The organism is Cryptosporangium arvum DSM 44712 (genome assembly GCF_000585375.1).
Lineage (GTDB): Bacteria > Actinomycetota > Actinomycetes > Mycobacteriales > Cryptosporangiaceae > Cryptosporangium > Cryptosporangium arvum.
In genome coordinates this window covers 8,856,138-8,872,859 of the sequence record NZ_KK073874.1, presented here as the reverse complement: position 1 = coordinate 8,872,859, position 16,722 = coordinate 8,856,138, and the positions used below count along the sequence as shown (strand labels likewise).

18 protein-coding genes are annotated in these 16,722 nt (G+C 72.2%); 11 read left to right on the top strand and 7 right to left on the bottom strand.

Going from position 1 to position 16,722, the window contains the following annotated elements; all coding sequences use genetic code 11:
- Window positions 1–2 precede the first annotated feature (2 nt).
- Complete coding sequence (locus tag CRYAR_RS40555; RefSeq protein WP_035858805.1) at window positions 3–551, top strand: DUF6300 family protein; 549 nt, start codon at window positions 3–5, stop codon at window positions 549–551.
- Here CRYAR_RS40555 and CRYAR_RS40550 read toward each other — a convergent pair.
- Entirely contained in the window at window positions 536–1,315 is a 780-nt protein-coding gene (locus CRYAR_RS40550) for an alpha/beta fold hydrolase (RefSeq protein ID WP_035858801.1), read from the bottom strand. The genes CRYAR_RS40555 and CRYAR_RS40550 overlap by 16 nt on opposite strands.
- 64 nt (window positions 1,316–1,379) lie before the next feature.
- Here CRYAR_RS40550 and CRYAR_RS40545 point away from each other — a divergent pair, with 64 nt between their 5' ends.
- The 3 genes from CRYAR_RS40545 to CRYAR_RS40535 are packed head-to-tail and all read left to right on the top strand — an operon-like array spanning window position 1,380 to window position 3,854.
- On the top strand, window positions 1,380–2,363 hold the full coding sequence (locus CRYAR_RS40545; protein WP_211247883.1) for a nitronate monooxygenase: 984 nt from the start codon (window positions 1,380–1,382) through the stop codon (window positions 2,361–2,363).
- 55 nt (window positions 2,364–2,418) lie between these two features.
- Window positions 2,419–3,192: a sensor histidine kinase gene (locus tag CRYAR_RS44370; RefSeq protein WP_051571685.1), complete on the top strand. Its 774-nt coding sequence runs from the start codon at window positions 2,419–2,421 to the stop codon at window positions 3,190–3,192.
- Window positions 3,183–3,854: a response regulator transcription factor gene (locus CRYAR_RS40535; protein WP_211247882.1), complete on the top strand. Its 672-nt coding sequence runs from the start codon at window positions 3,183–3,185 to the stop codon at window positions 3,852–3,854. The genes CRYAR_RS44370 and CRYAR_RS40535 overlap by 10 nt, the downstream gene beginning before the upstream one ends.
- Here CRYAR_RS40535 and CRYAR_RS40530 read toward each other — a convergent pair.
- Window positions 3,813–4,394 (bottom strand): sensor histidine kinase, encoded by a 582-nt coding sequence (locus tag CRYAR_RS40530; RefSeq protein ID WP_157018479.1) that lies wholly within the window; start codon window positions 4,392–4,394, stop codon window positions 3,813–3,815. The genes CRYAR_RS40535 and CRYAR_RS40530 overlap by 42 nt on opposite strands.
- A gap of 279 nt (window positions 4,395–4,673) precedes the next feature.
- Between CRYAR_RS40530 and CRYAR_RS44365 the strand changes: the two genes are divergently transcribed.
- Genes CRYAR_RS44365 through CRYAR_RS40515 form a run of 3 tightly spaced genes read left to right on the top strand, consistent with a single transcriptional unit; the run spans window position 4,674 to window position 7,968 of the window.
- Window positions 4,674–5,747 (top strand): OmpA family protein, encoded by a 1,074-nt coding sequence (locus tag CRYAR_RS44365; RefSeq protein ID WP_157018477.1) that lies wholly within the window; start codon window positions 4,674–4,676, stop codon window positions 5,745–5,747.
- Entirely contained in the window at window positions 5,744–7,219 is a 1,476-nt protein-coding gene (locus CRYAR_RS40520) for a hypothetical protein (RefSeq protein ID WP_157018475.1), read from the top strand. The genes CRYAR_RS44365 and CRYAR_RS40520 overlap by 4 nt, the downstream gene beginning before the upstream one ends.
- Complete coding sequence (locus CRYAR_RS40515; protein WP_035858794.1) at window positions 7,216–7,968, top strand: VWA domain-containing protein; 753 nt, start codon at window positions 7,216–7,218, stop codon at window positions 7,966–7,968. The genes CRYAR_RS40520 and CRYAR_RS40515 overlap by 4 nt, the downstream gene beginning before the upstream one ends.
- Here CRYAR_RS40515 and CRYAR_RS40510 read toward each other — a convergent pair.
- A complete protein-coding gene (locus tag CRYAR_RS40510) occupies window positions 7,958–8,191 on the bottom strand; it encodes a hypothetical protein (RefSeq protein ID WP_035858791.1) in 234 nt (77 codons plus the stop codon). The genes CRYAR_RS40515 and CRYAR_RS40510 overlap by 11 nt on opposite strands.
- A gap of 306 nt (window positions 8,192–8,497) precedes the next feature.
- Between CRYAR_RS40510 and CRYAR_RS49330 the strand changes: the two genes are divergently transcribed.
- On the top strand, window positions 8,498–9,727 hold the full coding sequence (locus CRYAR_RS49330) for a helix-turn-helix transcriptional regulator (protein WP_051571680.1): 1,230 nt from the start codon (window positions 8,498–8,500) through the stop codon (window positions 9,725–9,727).
- On the opposite strand, the gene CRYAR_RS40500 is transcribed toward CRYAR_RS49330, so the two are convergent.
- Entirely contained in the window at window positions 9,714–10,529 is an 816-nt protein-coding gene (locus CRYAR_RS40500; RefSeq protein ID WP_035858788.1) for a MerR family transcriptional regulator, read from the bottom strand. The genes CRYAR_RS49330 and CRYAR_RS40500 overlap by 14 nt on opposite strands.
- A 21-nt stretch (window positions 10,530–10,550) precedes the next feature.
- A complete protein-coding gene (locus CRYAR_RS40495; protein ID WP_035858786.1) occupies window positions 10,551–11,669 on the bottom strand; it encodes an NAD(P)H-dependent flavin oxidoreductase in 1,119 nt (372 codons plus the stop codon).
- Window positions 11,670–11,717: 48 nt separating this feature from the next.
- Here CRYAR_RS40495 and CRYAR_RS40490 point away from each other — a divergent pair, with 48 nt between their 5' ends.
- The 3 genes from CRYAR_RS40490 to CRYAR_RS40480 all read left to right on the top strand — a co-directional run bounded on the left by CRYAR_RS40490 (window position 11,718) and on the right by CRYAR_RS40480 (window position 15,188).
- Window positions 11,718–12,368, top strand: a complete 651-nt coding sequence (locus CRYAR_RS40490) for a TetR/AcrR family transcriptional regulator (protein WP_051571678.1) — start codon at window positions 11,718–11,720, stop codon at window positions 12,366–12,368.
- A gap of 11 nt (window positions 12,369–12,379) precedes the next feature.
- Window positions 12,380–13,870, top strand: coding sequence for a hypothetical protein (locus CRYAR_RS40485; RefSeq protein ID WP_051571676.1), 1,491 nt, complete (start codon window positions 12,380–12,382; stop codon window positions 13,868–13,870).
- 88 nt (window positions 13,871–13,958) lie between these two features.
- Entirely contained in the window at window positions 13,959–15,188 is a 1,230-nt protein-coding gene (locus CRYAR_RS40480; protein WP_035858783.1) for an outer membrane protein assembly factor BamB family protein, read from the top strand.
- Window positions 15,189–15,244: 56 nt separating this feature from the next.
- Here CRYAR_RS40480 and CRYAR_RS40475 read toward each other — a convergent pair whose 3' ends face one another.
- Both CRYAR_RS40475 and CRYAR_RS40470 read right to left on the bottom strand, forming a co-directional pair.
- A complete protein-coding gene (locus CRYAR_RS40475; RefSeq protein WP_157018473.1) occupies window positions 15,245–15,823 on the bottom strand; it encodes a hypothetical protein in 579 nt (192 codons plus the stop codon).
- A gap of 290 nt (window positions 15,824–16,113) precedes the next feature.
- Window positions 16,114–16,602, bottom strand: a complete 489-nt coding sequence (locus tag CRYAR_RS40470) for a hypothetical protein (protein ID WP_035858779.1) — start codon at window positions 16,600–16,602, stop codon at window positions 16,114–16,116.
- Window positions 16,603–16,722: the final 120 nt, after the last annotated feature.

Below are 16,722 nucleotides of genomic sequence, written 5' to 3'. Positions count from 1 at the left end.
TCGTGGTCTCCTGCCCCCGCTGTGGCGGGCCGGCGCTGCTGGCGGTCGAGGTTGCCCCGGCCAGCAGCGCCGTGCTGTGCGCGGCGTGCGATCTCGACCATCCGTCCGGCGGTGCGGTCGTGCTGTGGTTCGCCGTGCACGGCCGGATCAACACACCCGCGCAGATGGACGAGCTCGCCGGGCTGCTGCGCCCGTGGGTGGAGGACGTCTCGCCGCCGAGCGTCGACAGCACGGCCCTGCAGGCCACCGTGGACGCGTGGGCGGCGAAGACGGCCGCGCCGGCGGCGACAGGAGCCGGGCTGATGTGCGACTTCTGCGAAGCCGCCGTGCCTCGCTGGGCCTATCGGGCCGACGAGACCGCCGCGTCCGTTCCGGCCGGGGACTGGTTCGCCTGCGACGGGTGCCGCCCGTACGTGGACGCGAGGGCGTGGACCGGTCTGGCCGACATGGTGGGCGACGACCGCACCGAATCCTGGGTCGCGTTCGAGGGGGCAGCGCCTCGGGCCGCCCGCCCCTGGCCACCCCGCCCCCAGATCTACCGCTGGCCCTGAGCCGCCAGGAACGGCACGACCGCGGCGCGGAAATCGTCCGGGGCGTCCAGCGGAACGGTGTGGGCGGCGTCGGGGAGCCGCGCCGATTCGGCACCCGGGACGGCGTCGACGATGGCGTCGGCCAGGCGCAGGATGTCGGACGAGTCCAGCGCGCCGGTCACCACGAGCAGCGGGGGACGCAGTTCGGCCAGCCGGTTGACCGCGTGCTCCTCGACCAGCCGTCCCTGGGCGGTGAAGTGATTCGACGCCACGGTCATCGCCATCCGTCGGCACGCTTCGCGGACACCAGGGTCGGTCCGGGCCGGCTCCCGGTGCGGTCCGTCCACCCAGAGCCGCAGGAAACACTCGACGAACGCGTCGGCGTCCAGACGCCGGGCCGCGGCCACCTGCTGGGCCTGCAACTCCTGGACGTACGGGTCCGCGAACTCCATGCCGCTGGCTCCGGGCGAGACCAGCACCAGCCGCTCGACCAGCTCCGGCCACCGCAACGCGAAGTCGATCGCCGCGCGTGCGCCCAGCGAGAGCCCGACCAGCGCGGCTCCGCCGGGAGCCGTCGCACGCACCACCTCGTGCAGGTCGTCGGCCGGCGAGTAGTCGCCGGTGGCGGTGGCCGAGCGGCCGTGCGAGCGGGCGTCGTACCGGATCACCCGGTGGGTTCCGGCCAGGTCGGGGACGAACCCGTCCCACATCCGGTGGTCGAGCAACCCGCCGTGCAGCAGCACCACCGGCGGGCCGTCCCCGCGCTCGTCGACATAGAGGTCCATCGCACCTCGATTCTTCGTACACAGGTTCTATCCACAGCTGTGGAAAGCTGGAGGGGTGCCTAGCTTGCCGCAAATTGAGCGCCCGATCGTCCAGTCGCCGATGGCCGGTGGGGCGACCACCCCCGATCTGGTCGCGGCGGTCGCGGACGCCGGGGCGCTCGGGTTCGTCGCCGCCGGTTACCTCACCGCCGAGCAGCTTCGTGACCAGATCGCGGCGGTTCGCGAGCGCACCCGCACGCCGTTCGGCGCGAACCTGTTCGTGCCGTGGCCACGGCACGACACCGCGGTCGCGAACTACGCGGAGCACATCACCCCCGACGCCGACCGGCTCGGCGTCGCGCTCGGCACCCCGCGCTGGGACGACGACGACTGGGCGGCCAAGCTCGACCTGCTGCTGGCCGACCCGCTCCCGGTCGTCAGCCTCACGTTCGGCTGCCCCGCCGACACGATCGCCGCACTCCAGAAGGTCGGCTCCGCCGTGGCGGTGACCGTCACCTCGGTCGACGAAGCGCGTCGAGCGGCCGAGGCCGGCGCCGACGCGTTGCTGCTGCAGGGAGCCGAAGCCGGTGCGCACCGCGGATCCTGGACCCCCGACGTCGAGCCGGTGCCACTGGCCACGCTCCTGGCCGACGTACGCGCCACGACCGACCTACCGCTGGTCGCCGCCGGCGGCCTCGCCGACTCCGAGGACGTGCGCACGGTGCTCCGCGATGGCGCCACCTACGCCCAGGTGGGCACCGCGCTCCTGCGCTCGCCCGAGAGCGGCGCCCAGAAGGCCCACCAGGACGCGCTCGCGCGACCGGCGGAAACGGCGATCACCCGCACGTTCACCGGTCGTCGGGCCCGCGGGATCGTCAACGCGTTCATCCGCGAGCACGAGAGCGCGGCGCTCGACGCCTATCCCCAGGTGCACCACCTGACCCGCCCGCTGCGTGCCGCCGCAGCCAAGGCCGGCGACCCGGATCGGATGGCGCTCTGGGCCGGCACCGGCCACGCGTCCGCGCTCGATGCCCCCGCTGCTGTAATCGTGCGTTCACTCACACCGTAAGTTTTTGGGTGCGGGCACCCTGGCCGACGCGGCCGTCGGGACGTTTCCTGGATCGATGGACGTTCGCCGCGCGCTCACCAGCCCCTGGGCGGTGACGGCTGTCGCGGGAGCGCTCGCCGCGGCGGTCCAGCAGCCGCTCTGGGCCGGCAATGCGCTGCTGGCCGCCGTCAACACGGTGCTGGCCGCCGGGTTCGCGCTGCTGGGGATCGTTCGGTACCGGAAGTTCCAGCGGCGCATCGACGAACAGTCGCGTGCGCTGGCGGCCAGCTGGGCCGAACGCCGGGAACTGGAACAGCTGCTGCACGACGGGGCGCAGACCCGTCTCTCCGCGCTCACGATGCGGCTGGGCGCCGCCCGCAACAGCAGCGACGAGCGGTCCGGGCGGGTGCTCGCCGACGCGCAGGCGCAGCTGGACCTCGCGCTGAATGAGTTGCGTGAGCTCGCGCACGGAATCCATTCGGCGATGCTCACCGAGTCGGGGCTGGGAGCGGCGCTCGAATCGAGGGCGAGCCGCCAGGGCGTCCCGATGCGGGTGGCCGTGCCCGCAGAGCGCTTCGACCCGGCCGCGGAGGCGCTGGCCTACTACGTTGTCTGCTGGGTACTCACCGATTACCTGCAGACGACCGACGAGGTGGTCGACGTGAACGCGACGGTGACCGGCGCGGAGCTCCACCTGCGGGTCTCGGCCCGCTCGGCCCCCCGGCCCGACGTCGCCGTGCTGCTGGGCTCGCCGATCGCGCTGCGGGTGCGGGCGGCGGGCGGCACGGTGTCGATAGCCGAATCACCGAGCGGTCGCGCCCGCGTCGAGGTGCGCATCCCGTGCCGGTGACCGCCCGCCCGCTCCGGGTCGCGATCGCCGACGACGCCGCGTTGTTCCGCGAAGGCTTACGGCTGCTGCTCGAAGCCGCCGACGTCGAGGTGGTGCACCAGGCCCGCGACGGCACCGAGCTGCTCTCGATGGTTCACGAGGACGTGCCCGACGTCGCGATACTCGACATCCGGATGGCGCCGTACCCGGAGGGCGGCCTGGACACGGCCGAAAAACTGCGTGCCCGCTACCCCCGGATCGGCATCCTGATGCTCTCCCAGTGGGCCGAGGCCCCGCACCTGATGCGTCTGCTCCGGCAGCTGGGCTCGCGTGGCCTGGGCTACCGCCTCAAAGATCAGATCGCCGACGTGGCGGCGCTGCGTACGGCGCTGGTGCGGATCATGGACGGCGAGACCGTCCTGGAGCCCGAGCTGATCGACCGGCTGGCCGCCGAGGGGCCGCACGAGCTCGAGCGGCTCACCGGCCGCGAGCGCGAGGTGCTCCGCGCGATGGCCGCGGGGCGCTCCAACGAGGGCATCGCCGACGAGCTGCACCTGACCACCAAGACCGTCGAGAACAACATCGCCCGGATCTTCACCAAGCTCGATCTGCCCACCGACACCACGCAGAACCGGCGGGTGTTAGCGGTGCTGCGTTACTTCCGAGCCCACGACCGGTCCTAGCCGGATCGTCACCCGCGTTCCGCGGCCCGGCTCGCTGTGCAGCTCGGTGTCGCCGCCCAGTGCCGCGACGCGCCGGCGGAGGTTCTCCAGCCCGCCGTACGGGCTCGGCTGCGCGGTCCCGATGCCGTCGTCGGTGACCCGGCCGACGACGAACTCGCCGTCCCGGTCCACCTCGACGACGATCGCCGACGCCCCGGCGTGCCGCACCGCGTTGGCCACGGCCTCCGACAGCGCCAGGAACAGCCCGGACTCCAGTGCCGGCGGGTAGCGCTCGGCGACGGCGCGGGTCGTCACCAGTCCGGGGAAGCGGTCGGCCAGCGCGCGTACCGCGCCGCGCAGTCCGTCGGCCTCCAGCACGGCCGGGTTGATGCCCCGGGCGAACAGGCGGACGTCCCGGGCGGCGACGTCGAGCAGCTGTTTGGACTCGTCGAGCAACTCACCGACACGCGGGTCGGAGTTCCAGTGCGCGGCGAGCGCCAACCGCTGCAGTGCGGCAGTGATCTGGACTTGAACCCGATCGTGGAGATCGTTCTCGTTCACGAAACACCCCCGCACCTGCGTGTACTGATTTCTCTAGGGGGATAACGCCCCGTAGCGCATAGGGAGTTCCCCCTCGTCGGGCTTGCGTTCGGAGGAAACGCTGTGAGCAGCGAGTCCGAAGCGAAGTGGGGAGAAGTATCGATGCCGAGTCGGCTCCGTCTCTCGATACTCACAGTAGTTACCACAGGCCTCATCATCCTCAGTGGTTGCTCCGGTGACGAACCGTCTGACGACACGACCACCACCCGTTCGGACTCCGACTGCGCTCGAGTGGCGGACGTGGCTCCCGAGGCCGGTGCGCCCAAGACCGCGCTCGTCGTCGACAACACCGCCTCCGGCGTCTCCGGTGGGCTGCCGCCGGCGGTCACGGCCGCGCTCCGGACCGCGCAGCAGCGGGGCGACGCGTTGGTGCTGGTCGGCGTCGACGGTGCCGGTGCGCCCCCGAGCCGCACGATCGCGCTGGACCCGGCTCCCGGCTCGAACTCCCAGGCCTCCCAGCGTGCCCGGGCGCTCGCGCTGGAGTGCGTGCCGACCTGGGCCCGCGGCGACGATCTGCGGCCGAAGGGCACGGGCAGCCGCATCCTGAGTGCGCTCGGCCGGGCCGCCGAGGACAAGCCAGCAGAGATCCTCGTCGTCTCCGACGGCGTCTCCACCAGCGGCGAGTTCGACCTGAACAAACAGCGGTTCGACGTCGACCCCGCCGGGCTGGCCGAGGCGCTCAAGGCGGCGAACGCGCTGCCGCCGGCGCTCCAGGCCCAGAAGGTCGTCTGGAGCGGGCTCGGGGACACCTCGTCCGAGCAGCGGTTACCGCAGTCGGCACGCACCTCGCTGCAGAAGATCTGGCAGAGCGTGCTGACAGCGGCCGGCGCCACCGTCACGTTCGACTCGGCCCACGCGCCGTCCGCCGGTGCGCCCCCGGCCGGGCTGCCGGCCGACCCGGTCACGGTGCCGGCCGCGACGGAGGTCCGCGACGGCTGCGCCACCCGGGTCTCGATCCCCGCGTCGCTGTTGTTCGCCCCCGACCGCGCCGACCTGCAACCGGAGGCCGACGGCGTGCTCGAACCGATCGCGTCCGACCTGAAGAGCGACGCCGAGGCGACGGCGGTCGTGTCCGGACACACCGCGCGGTACGGCGACTCCGGTTACCGCCGGGAGCTCTCCACCCGGCGGGCGCAGGCGGTCGTCGGCGCCCTGACCGAGCGCGGCGTGAACACCGCGCGCCTGGAGTCGGTCGGCTACGGCGCCGAACGCCCGGCCGTGGACGAGTTCGTCGACGGCCGCCACGACACCGTCGCCGCCGCGAAGAACCGGCGCGTGGAGATCGAGATCCGACCCGGAGGGTGCACGCGATGAGCTTCTTCGCCCGATTGTTCGGCACCCGCGGGGTCGAACGCGCACGCCAGCGGGTGCTCGAGCGGGAGCCGGTCGCTCCCGGCGCGATGACGCCGGGGCAGGTCGCGGTGCTGGTCGAGGTCAACTCGACGATCGCGGCGGCCGACGCGAAAGCGTCCCGCCGGCTGCTGCGCAAACAGCACGCGCTGGACGCCGCCGACTTCGCCGCGGTGCTGGCCGCCCAGCGCCTGGACGCGACGCGGACGAACCCGATCTGGCGTGGCCGTCGCGGCGGCCGGGACCACGACCCCGACGGCCCGTTCGTCGAGGACTTCGACCCGCACCGGCCGCTGATCACCAACCGGGTGCTGACGGTCGTCGAGGTCATCTTCGTCGTCGTCGAAGTGTTCTTCTGGTACTCGATCTTCGACGACGTCGTGGAGCCGGACGCGCCCTGGTACGACCCGTCGCGGGTGGCGGCCGCGCTGCTGGCGTTGTTCATCCCGGTCGTGGGCGTCGCGACGGCCCGGGTCGTGGGGCCGTTGGGACACCGGTGGCTGGCCGGCTATCCGGGGGTCGGCCGCAAGGACCGGATCGGCGCGGTTCTCGCGGTGGTCGCGTTCGTGCTCGCGCTGGCCGCGGTCGGGTGGCTGATCAACTTCCGGTTCGACGAGGCGACCGCGCCGATCGGGTCGTTGCCGCCGCCCGCGCTGCCGATGGCCGCGATCTTCGTCGCGGTGCTGCTCGCCGACGCGTTGGCCCGGGTGTTCCTGGTGTCGGAGATCCGCGGGCAGAGTTCCGAGCGCTCGAAGGTGTTCGACCGCTTGGTCGCCGCGAAGACGAAGGCCGACGTCGCGCACCACCGGGCGTGGGAGGACCTGCGGGCCGAGGTGCAGACGCAGTTGAACGCGATCGAGCGGATCGTCGCGGTCGGGGCGCGGATGATCGCGGACTCCCGGGCGACGGCGCCGCCGTACCCGTCGGCCGCCTACGGCACGCCGACCTACGTCGCCCCCGAGCCGTACCCGGGCGCGGCCCCGCAGCTGTCCCCACCCGACCCGGGAGCCCCACCGCCCTTCACCCCACCGGATCAGACACCCGGCGCCACGCTGCCGGTGCAGGCGGCGGAGAACGCGCCGACCCGGCCGCTGCCGGGGCCGGCCCCGGTCGGGGATCCGCGGTCGGCGCACCTGGGGAACTGGGCGAAGACCGATCACGACGGCACGCGTGACGGGCTCACCGGCCTGCCCTCGACCCGGCCGCTCACGCTCTTCGGCACCGGCATGGCGATCGGCCCGCTCCGCCGCGTGGAGGACGCGATCGAACACCTCTCGCGCTGCCGCCCCGAGGACTCGTCGACCGCGTCCCGGCGCATCACCGAGCTGCGCGAACGCCTCTTCCACCTGGAGCCGCTCACCTCGCCGGTGCCCCCGCCGTCGGTGCCGATCGACCCGGCTCAGGTCAACGGATACGTGCCGGAGCAGCGCCCGTGACGACGCTGGCCCCGGGGCCACGGTTCGGCCGGTCGCCGCGGCTGGGCGGGCCGTCCCGCCGGCTCTGGTGGACGCTCGCGGCGCTGTTACTGCTCCTGCCGCTGCTCTGGCTTCTGTTCACCAACTGCCAGCGGCAGGAGGACCCGGCGCCGGTCAGCGGCGAGCTGGGCGGCTACGCGCTCGAGGGCAAGCGCGGGAAGGAGTGCCTGCGGCTGACCCTGATGGTCGACTCCTCGGGCTCGATGCAGGACTACGCCGGGGCCAGGGACGCCGCGCTGGCCCGGCTCGTGCCGTGGCTGGCCACGAACCTGCGTGACACCGACCAGCTGTCCGTCGTCGACTTCGCGGAGACGGCGACCGTCCGCCTGCCGCCGACGACCGCCAAGTCGGCCGGCGCGCCCGCCGCGACCGGCGTCGCCGACGGCGGCGGCACGCTGCTCGAACCCGCGCTGGCGCAGGTCGACGCGTTCCGCCGTACGCGGTGCGAGACCGCACTGTTGCTGCTCTCCGACGCGCAGGTCACCGACATCCCGACCTCGGAGCCGGCCGCGCGGGCGTTACTGCGGAAGCATCGGATCAGCGACGTGAAACTGCTCGTACCCGGTCAGGGCATCGAGGTGCCCGACAGCTGGCTCACCGCGTTCCCGGACGCGCAACCGCGCAAGTTCGACGGGTACGACCCGGACGCCACGGCGGTCGCGATCGGCCGGACGGTGGCCGAGCTGACCGGTCAGAAGCTCAGTCGCTGATCTCGCGTCGCTCGGCGGCGTCGATCACGGCTTTGGCCCACTGGTACTGCTCGCAGGGCCATGCGGGGGCGTTGATCAGGTGGAGCGCGCTCGCGCACAGTCCGCGTGAGGAGTCGATGGGGGCGTGCATCGGCAGTATCCGGTGAGCGGTCTCGACGTCCTCGCTCGTCGCGTCGCGGCTCCAGCCGGATGGCCGGAAGGGTCTGACGCTCTGCTGGGTCATCGAAGGGGTCCTTCCGCCGAGAATGAGTCCTCTCCCGGCGGTAGGGAGGACGCAGGGCCGGCGACCGGGAGAGCCGTGCCGCGCGATCCCACGCACCGCCGGGAGAGGAGCGGGCGCGGCCGCAGGGCGGCCGGAGGGGCTCCCGTCGCAGCTCCCGGACGGCGCGGCGGAGCGGATAGCTCTAGCCTGATACGCACGGGACTCAGTGGACAGCCCGGGGCGCTGCAATGCTGCTGCAGCGGCGCTGAAAACAGCACCGAAGACGCTGATCCGGGCATCGTCTACCAACGAGGCACCGGAGGCGGGATGACCGCTGTCATCCACTGGACGGGTCGCGAGGCGCGCGCTCTGCGTGAAGCGCTGCGGCTGAGCATCCGGGATTTCGCCGACCGGCTCGGCGTGGCGGCGCGGACGATCTCCAACTGGGAGTCCGCGGGCGTCGAGATCCGACCCCGGCCGGACATGCAGGCGGTGCTGGACACCGCGCTGGCCAGGGCGTCGGGCACCGAGCGGGACCGGTTCACGCACCTGACGTCGGAGGTGCTCCCGGCCGCACCGGAGCCCGAAGACCGACTGCCCGCCGTGACCGCGGACGACCTCGGGCAGATCAGCGCGGCGCTGGAGGACGCCCGGAGCTACTTCGACGGTGACGTGGTCGGACAGTTCCGGGAGCGGCTCCGGCTCCTGGCCCGCGACGACGGCTCGTGGGGGCCCCGAGCGGCGCTCCCGGCCGCGCTCGGGCTGGTCGGAGCGATCGACCGCAGCGCCAGGACCGTCCGCACCGATCTCCGCCGTCAGGTGCTGGCAGTCGGCGCGCGTGCCGCGGAGTTCACCGGCTGGCTCTACCGGGACGCCGGTGGGCGGGTGCAGGCCGCGTACTGGCGCGATCGTGCGACCGAGTGGGCCCAGGAGGCCGGTGACCTGGCGATGCAGGGGTACGTGCTGCTCCGCAAGAGCCAGGCGGCCTGGGACGATCGGGACGCTCCGCGCATGCTCACGCTGGCCAAGGCCGCGCAGGACGGCCCGTGGCAGGTGCCGGCGCGGGTCCGCGCGGAGGCCGCCCAGCAGGAGGCGCGCGCCCAGGCGATGCTGGGAGCGCGCCTACCCACCGTGGAGGCGAAACTGCGCGAGGCCCGCGACCTGCTCGGCGGCAGCGAGCCGGGCGACCACGCACCGGGTGACCACGAGTTGGGAGCCGGCTACACCTATCCGTTGTTCTCGGTTCAGGCCGCGCTCTGTTACTGCGAGGCCGGCGAACCCGAGCGTGCGCTGGAGGCGCACGCCCGGTGGCAGGCCCACCACGGCTTCTCCCGCCGCGACCGGGCCTACTTCCTGTGCCTGATGGGGACGTCGCTCGCGCGGGCCGGGCAGCCGGAGGAAGCTGCCCGGATCGGGCTGGCCGCGCACGACACCGCGAGCGACGTCAGTTCGGTGCGTATCCGGTTGGAGCTGCGCCGGCTCGTCACCGTGCTGCGGCGGCGGCCGGACCGCCCCGTGGCCGTGCAGCGCCTGTTCGACGCGGTCAGGTCGAAGTGACCGACATCTGGATCTCGGTGACCCACTTCTCCTGCTCGTCGGGGAACTCCAGCGTCACCTCGCGGGAGTGCGCCAGCGGCCGGTAGCCGTGGTCGGCGATCCAGGACGCCAGCACCTGGTAGCTGTCGTCCACGGTGTCGAACGAACCGCGGTGGATCAGCGTCGCGGCGGTCGGGATCTTCGGCAGGTCGACGATCTCGAACCCGAACGAGGGGTCCGGGTCGACGTCGACCTGGAACGCGGCACCGATCCGGATCGGCTTCCCGTCCTCGCCGGTGCCGTCGTAGTACGAGATACCCGGGCCCGGCCGGATCCCGGTGGCCTCCAGCCGCTCGCACAACTGCTGGTAGAGCGGTTGGATCGCCGGGCTGATCACGCTGCTTTCGTAGGCGCTCACGCTCGTCGTCAGTGCGGCCACCCGCACCGCGTCGACCGTCTTGAGCACGACGTCGTCGGTACTCATGGTTCCCTCGCTCTCGAGCATTCGGAGCCGCACCTCGACCGCGTTGAGACGGGCGTGGTCCTGCGCGATGCGCGCGTCGAGTTCCGCCCGGCGCAGCCGCAGCATCCCGCGCAGCTCGTCGGCGCTGACGTCGTCGTGCAGGATCGTCTTGACCTGCGCGAGCGAGAAGCCCAGCCCTTTGAGCGCGGTGATCCGGTTCAGCTCATGGAGCTGACCAGCGGCGTAGTAGCGGTATCCCGACGTCGCCCGCGCGGGGACCAGGAGGCCCAGGGCGTCGTAGTGACGCAGCATGCGTACCGACACCCGGCCGAGCGTGGCGAATTCTCCGATGGTGAACATGACGAGAGTGACGATCAGCCCTCACACGGTGTCAGGGTCAAGCGTCCGGGCGACCCGCTCCACGGCGTCGGCGTAGTCGGAGGCCATCTCGTAGACGACGTCCCGCGTGGACTTCACCTCGTTCATGAGGCCGACGCCCTGACCCACCCAGTAGGTCGCGAGCTCCTGCGCACCCTGGTCACCGGCGGCGGCCAGCGCGTCCACGTGTCGTAGCGCCGGCTCGCTGATCAACGTCTGCAGGGGCATCTGCAGGGGGGTGGGGCTGTCGGGCCGCTCCCAGGCCTCGGTCCAGGACGAGCGGAGCTGGCGCGACGGCTTGCCGGTGCGGCCCTTCGAGCGCACGGTGTCCCGCGAGGTCGCCCGCAGGAACTTCTCCCGGGTGTACGGCGCCGTCTCGGCCTCCGGGGTGGTCAGCCAGACCGAGCCCGTCCAGACGCCGGCCGCGCCCAGAGCGATCGACGCGGCCATCTGCCGCCCGGTCACGATCCCGCCCGCGGCCAGCACCGGAACCGGGGCCACCGCCTCGACGACCTCCGGCACCAGCACCATCGTGGTGACCTCGCCGCAGTGCCCACCGGCCTCGGTGCCCTGCGCGATGATGATGTCGACACCGGCCGCGACCTGCCTGATCGCGTGCTCCTTGGCTCCGACGAGCGCGGCCACCGGCACCCCGGCCGCCCGGCCCCGCTCGAGCATCACCGCCGGCGGCACCCCCAGCGCGTTCGCGATCAGCTTGATCGGGTGGCTGAACGCGACGTCGAGCAGGTCGTCGGGCGACGGGACGTTCCACGATGCTGTCTCGTCGGCGGACGTGTGAACTCCGTGCGCGGCCAGGATCTCGGCCACGTACGCGCGGTGCTCGGCCGGGATGGCCGCACGTAGGACGTCCATGTCGACGGCGGCGCCGGGCTGCATCGCGGCCGCCCGCTCCGGGACGATGATGTCGACCCCGTAGGGACGGCCCTGGACGTGGTCGTCGATCCAGGCCAGCTCGGTCTCGAGCTGCTCAGGGGTGAACATCGACCCACCGAGGACGCCGAACCCGCCGGCCAGGCTCACCTCGGCGACGACGTCCCGGCAGTGGCTGAACGCGAGGAGAGGCAGGTCGATCCCGAGCAGATCGCAGATGGGGGTCCTCATGCGCACCATCGTGAACGCCGTCGTTCATGTTGTAAAGTCTCGTTCACGATGCGAGTTTATGGCGGGCTGAGCCCCGAGGAGCGCGTCGCGCGGCGCCGCGAGCAGTTCCTGGACGCGGCCGTCGAGGTGTTCGCCACCAAGGGCTGGGCCTCGTCGACGGTGACCGACGTCTGCCGGGCCGCGAAGCTTTCGCCGCGCTTCTTCTACGACGAGTTCCCGAGCCGCGAGGTGCTGTTCCTCGCCACCACCGACCGCATCGCGTCGCAGGTCGAGCAGGTCGTGCGGGGCGCGCTCGCCACCGGCGGCGGTGACGTGCAGGCGCAGGCCCGGCACGTGCTGACCGCGCTGGCCGAGTACTTCATCGCCGACCCGCGGACGGTGCGGGTCGCGTTGATGGAGTCGCTCGCCACGCCGGAGTTCCGCGAGCAGCGGCGGCTGCTGCAGGCGAGCTTCGTCGAGCTCGCGGCCCGTCTGATGCGGCCGCTGCGGACCACGAACGCCGACGTCGCGAAGCGCAGCGATCTGCTCTCGGCCGGCCTGCTGGTGGGCGGCGTGGTCGAGGTGCTGATCGCCGGCGCCACCGCGAACGAGACCGGTTCCGGCCCCACCGACCTCGGCGCGCTGGTAGTTCGCCGACGCGGTGCCGAGGAACTCGTCGAACACCTCACCGCGCTGTTCACCGCGGCGGCCCAACTCTGAGAGGCACGGACATGACTGACGACCGGCTTCCCGTCCTCGTCGGGGTGGGGGAGGTGCGCGCGAACCGCGAACGTGCCGTCGCGCAGGCGCGTGAGCCGCTGGCGCTGATCCTCGAGGCGCTCGACCTCGCGGCGTCGCCGGAGCTCCTGGCCGCGGCCGACGCGATCTACACCGTGCGGGTGGCCAGCTGGGCGTACGACGAGCTGTCGGCCGACGTCGCCGCCGCGGTCGGGGCCAAGCCCGCGCACCGCGACGACAGCCCGATCGGCGGGCAGTGGCCGATCCGCCTGCTCGACCGGGCGGCCGGACGCATCGCGGCGGGGGAGAGCAGCGTCGCGTTGCTGGTGGGCGGTGAGGCGACGGCCTCGGCCACCGCACTGCTCAAGGCCGGCGTCGACCCGATCACCGACCTGGGCTGGAGCACCAGGCCCGGCGGCCCGACGCCGATCGACGCCGCCGACATGGGCAGCCCGGCCATGCAGACCGCCGGGCTGCTGCTGCCCACCCGGGTCTACCCGCTCTACGAGAACCGCCTGCAGGCCGATCTCGGGCTGACCCCGGCGGAGAACGCGGACTGGTCGGCGCGCCTCTACGCCGAGCTGAGCGCGGTCGCCGCCACCCACCCGATCGCCTGGAACACCTCCGCTCTCACCGCGGAGCAGGTCGGCACGGTCACGCCGAAGAACCGCCTGGTCTGCGAGCCGTATCCGCTCTCGATGAACGCGCTGCCGTTCGTCGACCAGGCCGCTGCCGTCGTCGTCACGTCGCTGGCCGCCGCGCGGGCTGCCGGGGTGCCCGCCGACCGCATCGTGCACCTGCACGCGGCCGCCGGTTCCGACGACCTCCCCGACGTGCTGGCCCGCCCCAAGCTCGGCCGCTCGACGGCGCTGGCCGACGCGCTCACCGGCGCGATCGACCGCGCCGCGGTGCCGACGGCCGACCTGGACTTCGTCGACGTCTACAGCTGCTTCCCGGTCGTTCCGAAGTTGGCCGGGCTCGCGCTCGGCCTGCCCAGGGAGACCGTGCTCTCGATCACCGGCGGCCATTCGTCGTTCGGCGGCCCGCTGAACAGCTACTCGCTGCACTCGCTGGCCCGGGCGTACGAGCGGCTGCGCGGCACCGACCGGAAGGGACTGGTGCACGCGAACGGGGGCTTCCTGAGCTACCAGCACGCGATCGTCCTCGGCGGACGCCCGACCGGGTACCAGAGCGGCCCGGTGCGGACCCGGACGGACGGCCTGGAGGTGGCGGAGGCGCGCGATCTCGACGGGACCGACGTCGTCGTCGAGACCGCGACCGTGGAGTACGACCGGAGCGCGACGCCGAGGCAGGCGTTCGTCGTGGTCGGCACCGAGAACGGCGTGCGGGCGGCGGTCGCGACGCCGCGCGGTGACGCCGTCGCGGCTGCCGAGTGGTCGCTGACGAACCGGCCGTCCCAGGTCGGACGTCGGGCTCGGGTCCGGGTCACCGATCTCTTCCCCCGTCTGGAGAGGCTGGACTGAGCCTCTCGGCCATAAATGGGTGATCACCTGATTCCGCAGCGCCACCTTGGTTACCGTGCGACCAGAGTCGGTCACCGAGGGAGCTGTGATGCGCCAGAGGGCTCTGCTCGCTGCCGTGTGCGTCGTGCTCCTGGCCGCTGCGGGCTGCGGTAACGATCCGAAGGAACCCGCGCCGACGCCCACCGCGTCGACCGGAACGGCCCCGGCCGCCCCGGAGCCGGTGCTGTTCGATCCGCCCGGCCGGTTCCAGAGCGGCGGCCAGCGGCTCGCCGCCGCCCCGCGCAACGAGGAGGACTTCGGCGAACCGCAGACCGCGGCGCTCCTCATCGACCAGTCGGTCGTGTTCGTGGACGGCGCCACGCTGTCCGGACGCGACATCGTGTCCGGCGACGAGGAGTGGGTCACGAACATGCCGGGTGTGTCCGCGGCGGACGCCTCGGTCGTGACGCCACCGGTGCTGTTCGAAGGCCGGGTCTACGCCGCGGCCGCGATCACGATTCCCGGCAGCACCCGCGTCACCGGCTACCGGGCGATCTCGCTGGCCGCGCTCGATCCGCAGACCGGCGCGGTGATCTGGAGCGCGACGATCGACGCGATCCCCGGTGATCCGGTGCAGGACGTCCGGCTGGTGGGGGTCACTGTCGACTCGATCGTCGTCGACACGTCGACCACCACGTACGTCGTCGACGCGCAGACCCGGCGTACCCGCTGGAAGGTGCCGTACTTCGAGCCGACCGTCGTCGACGGCACCGTCGTGGCCGGGCAACTCGGCCAGGAGGCCACCGAGACCAAGACGTCCACGGTCGGGCTGCGCCTCACCGACGGCGTCCGGCTGTGGACCAGCGACACGCCGCTGCAGCAGGGCCGCTCGTTCCCGCTCGGGGCGGGGCTGATGGCGGTGCGGGGGCGGGAGTTCACGAGCGCCGACGCGTACTTCGACTTCGTCGACCCCGCCACCGGCGAGAGCCGCTATCCGGGTGACCCGGCCGACCTGCGGGCGTTCGACTCCTGCTGGTTCGATGCCCGGACGACGGTGGTCTGCTCGGGGACCGCGACGACGCCGGTCGTCGTCGGCTACGACTCGGCCGACCTGCGTGAGATCTGGCAATTACCGGTCGGTGACCGCCGGGCGCCGCGGGTGACCGCGGCCTGGCACGGCGCGGTGTACGGACTGCTGAGCGACAAGCCGGTCACCTTGGACGGACGAACCGGCGCGGTGCGCAGCCTCAACGCCGGAGCGGCGCCGTCCGTGGTCAATGAGTACGCCGGTGTCTCCGCCGCTTCGGGTTCGTTGACGCTGTTTCTCGCGGTGGGCTGACATGCGAATGCCCTGTACGCCAACGTCGTGGCGTACAGGGCAATCGTGAACGGGTCTCAGAATCCCCGGATGTTGAGCACCCAGGTACCGCGGCAGCGCCAGTCGTGGCTGCCCCACTTGTTCCAGCTCTGGTGCCAGCCCTTGTAACCGCGCTTGGTGAAGTCGCAGTCGTACGAGTCCCACCAGCCCTTGTGCACGCCACGGATACCGGCCGCCTTGCAGGCGCGGTAGCTGCGGTGGAAGCCCTTCACCCGGTCGCGCTTCCACTTCTTGTCACCGTGCCAGTGACCCTTGTCCCGGTCCTTGTGCCAGCGCGAGTCGTCCTCGCACTTGTCGTCGCAGTCCGAGCCGTGGCCGCCCTTGGCCCAACCGGCCTTGACCTTGCCGGCCGCGTAGTCCTTCTGCTTGTCCGCCGCGGCCCACTTCACCTCGGTCTTCTCGACCTTCGTGTAAGTGCCGGAGACCGCCGCCGACGACTCGTGGTCGGAGAGGTACTCGGCCTCGTACGCCCCCGCTGCGACGTCGTCACCGGCGGGTGTGGTCGCGGATGCGGGCGCGGCGAGGCCCATCGTGGCGCCGCTGGCCAGGGCCAGTCCCGCAACCGAGATAGCCGTCCGTCGTGCCTTGCTTCCCATTTACTGCCTCCTCTGGTGTTTCAGGCGGAATGAGCAAAGCAGGCACATCGCTGTTAATTCAGCCCCGATTGGGCCCTACGGCATTCACTAATTGTGTAAATAGAGAGGTTTGCCCAGCAGAGTGATCCCGGCAGATCCGTTCGGAACGAACTGCTTGGCCGTTCGGCCGGTTTTTCCGGGATGCCCGTTACCTCACCACCACGACCCAAGTGCGAAGTATGTTAATTCGAACATCCGGGCATAAAAAAGACGGACCGGAGTGATCCGGTCCGTCGTGACGTGCGGAAAAGTTAGTCCGACCCGGGGTCGACCACCTGGATGGTGCCGCCGGCGGACGTCGCGTTGTGGCAGAGGGCCCGCCGCAGCACGTCGTTGGGGGCCAGGTGGGACCAGGTCGGCACGATGATGCCGGACGCCTCGCGCAGGTAGAGGTGGCGCAGGCAGGCGGAGAAGCCGGGCCGGCGGGCGTCGTCATCGGTGACGTCGTCGCGGTGGACCCGGAGGAGGGTCAGGCCCCGCTCCCGGGCGTACTGGGCGATCGCCGCGACCAACGGGGCGGTGTCGTCGTCGTCCACGTCGTCGGTACCCCGGACAAGGGCGGTCAGCGGATCGCTCGGCGCGGACGCCGCCCGGAGGTAACCGACCACCACCCGGGAAACCTGGGCGAGCGGAGGGGCGGGCTCCGGCTGCGGCGCCGCAGCGTCGACTGAGGTCAGTAGCCGGACCACGGGGGCGTCGGGCTCGCAGATCACGGACGAGGGCCACGCGGTCGGAGCCATGGGGGCCGCCGGAAGGGTGACGGGCGCCGCGAGTCGGTGGCCTAGCCCGGTGGTCATGTAGGTCGGTGCTCCTAGCGCGTTCACGGTCGATCGCTCACGTTCCGGCGGGCGCGGGGCCGA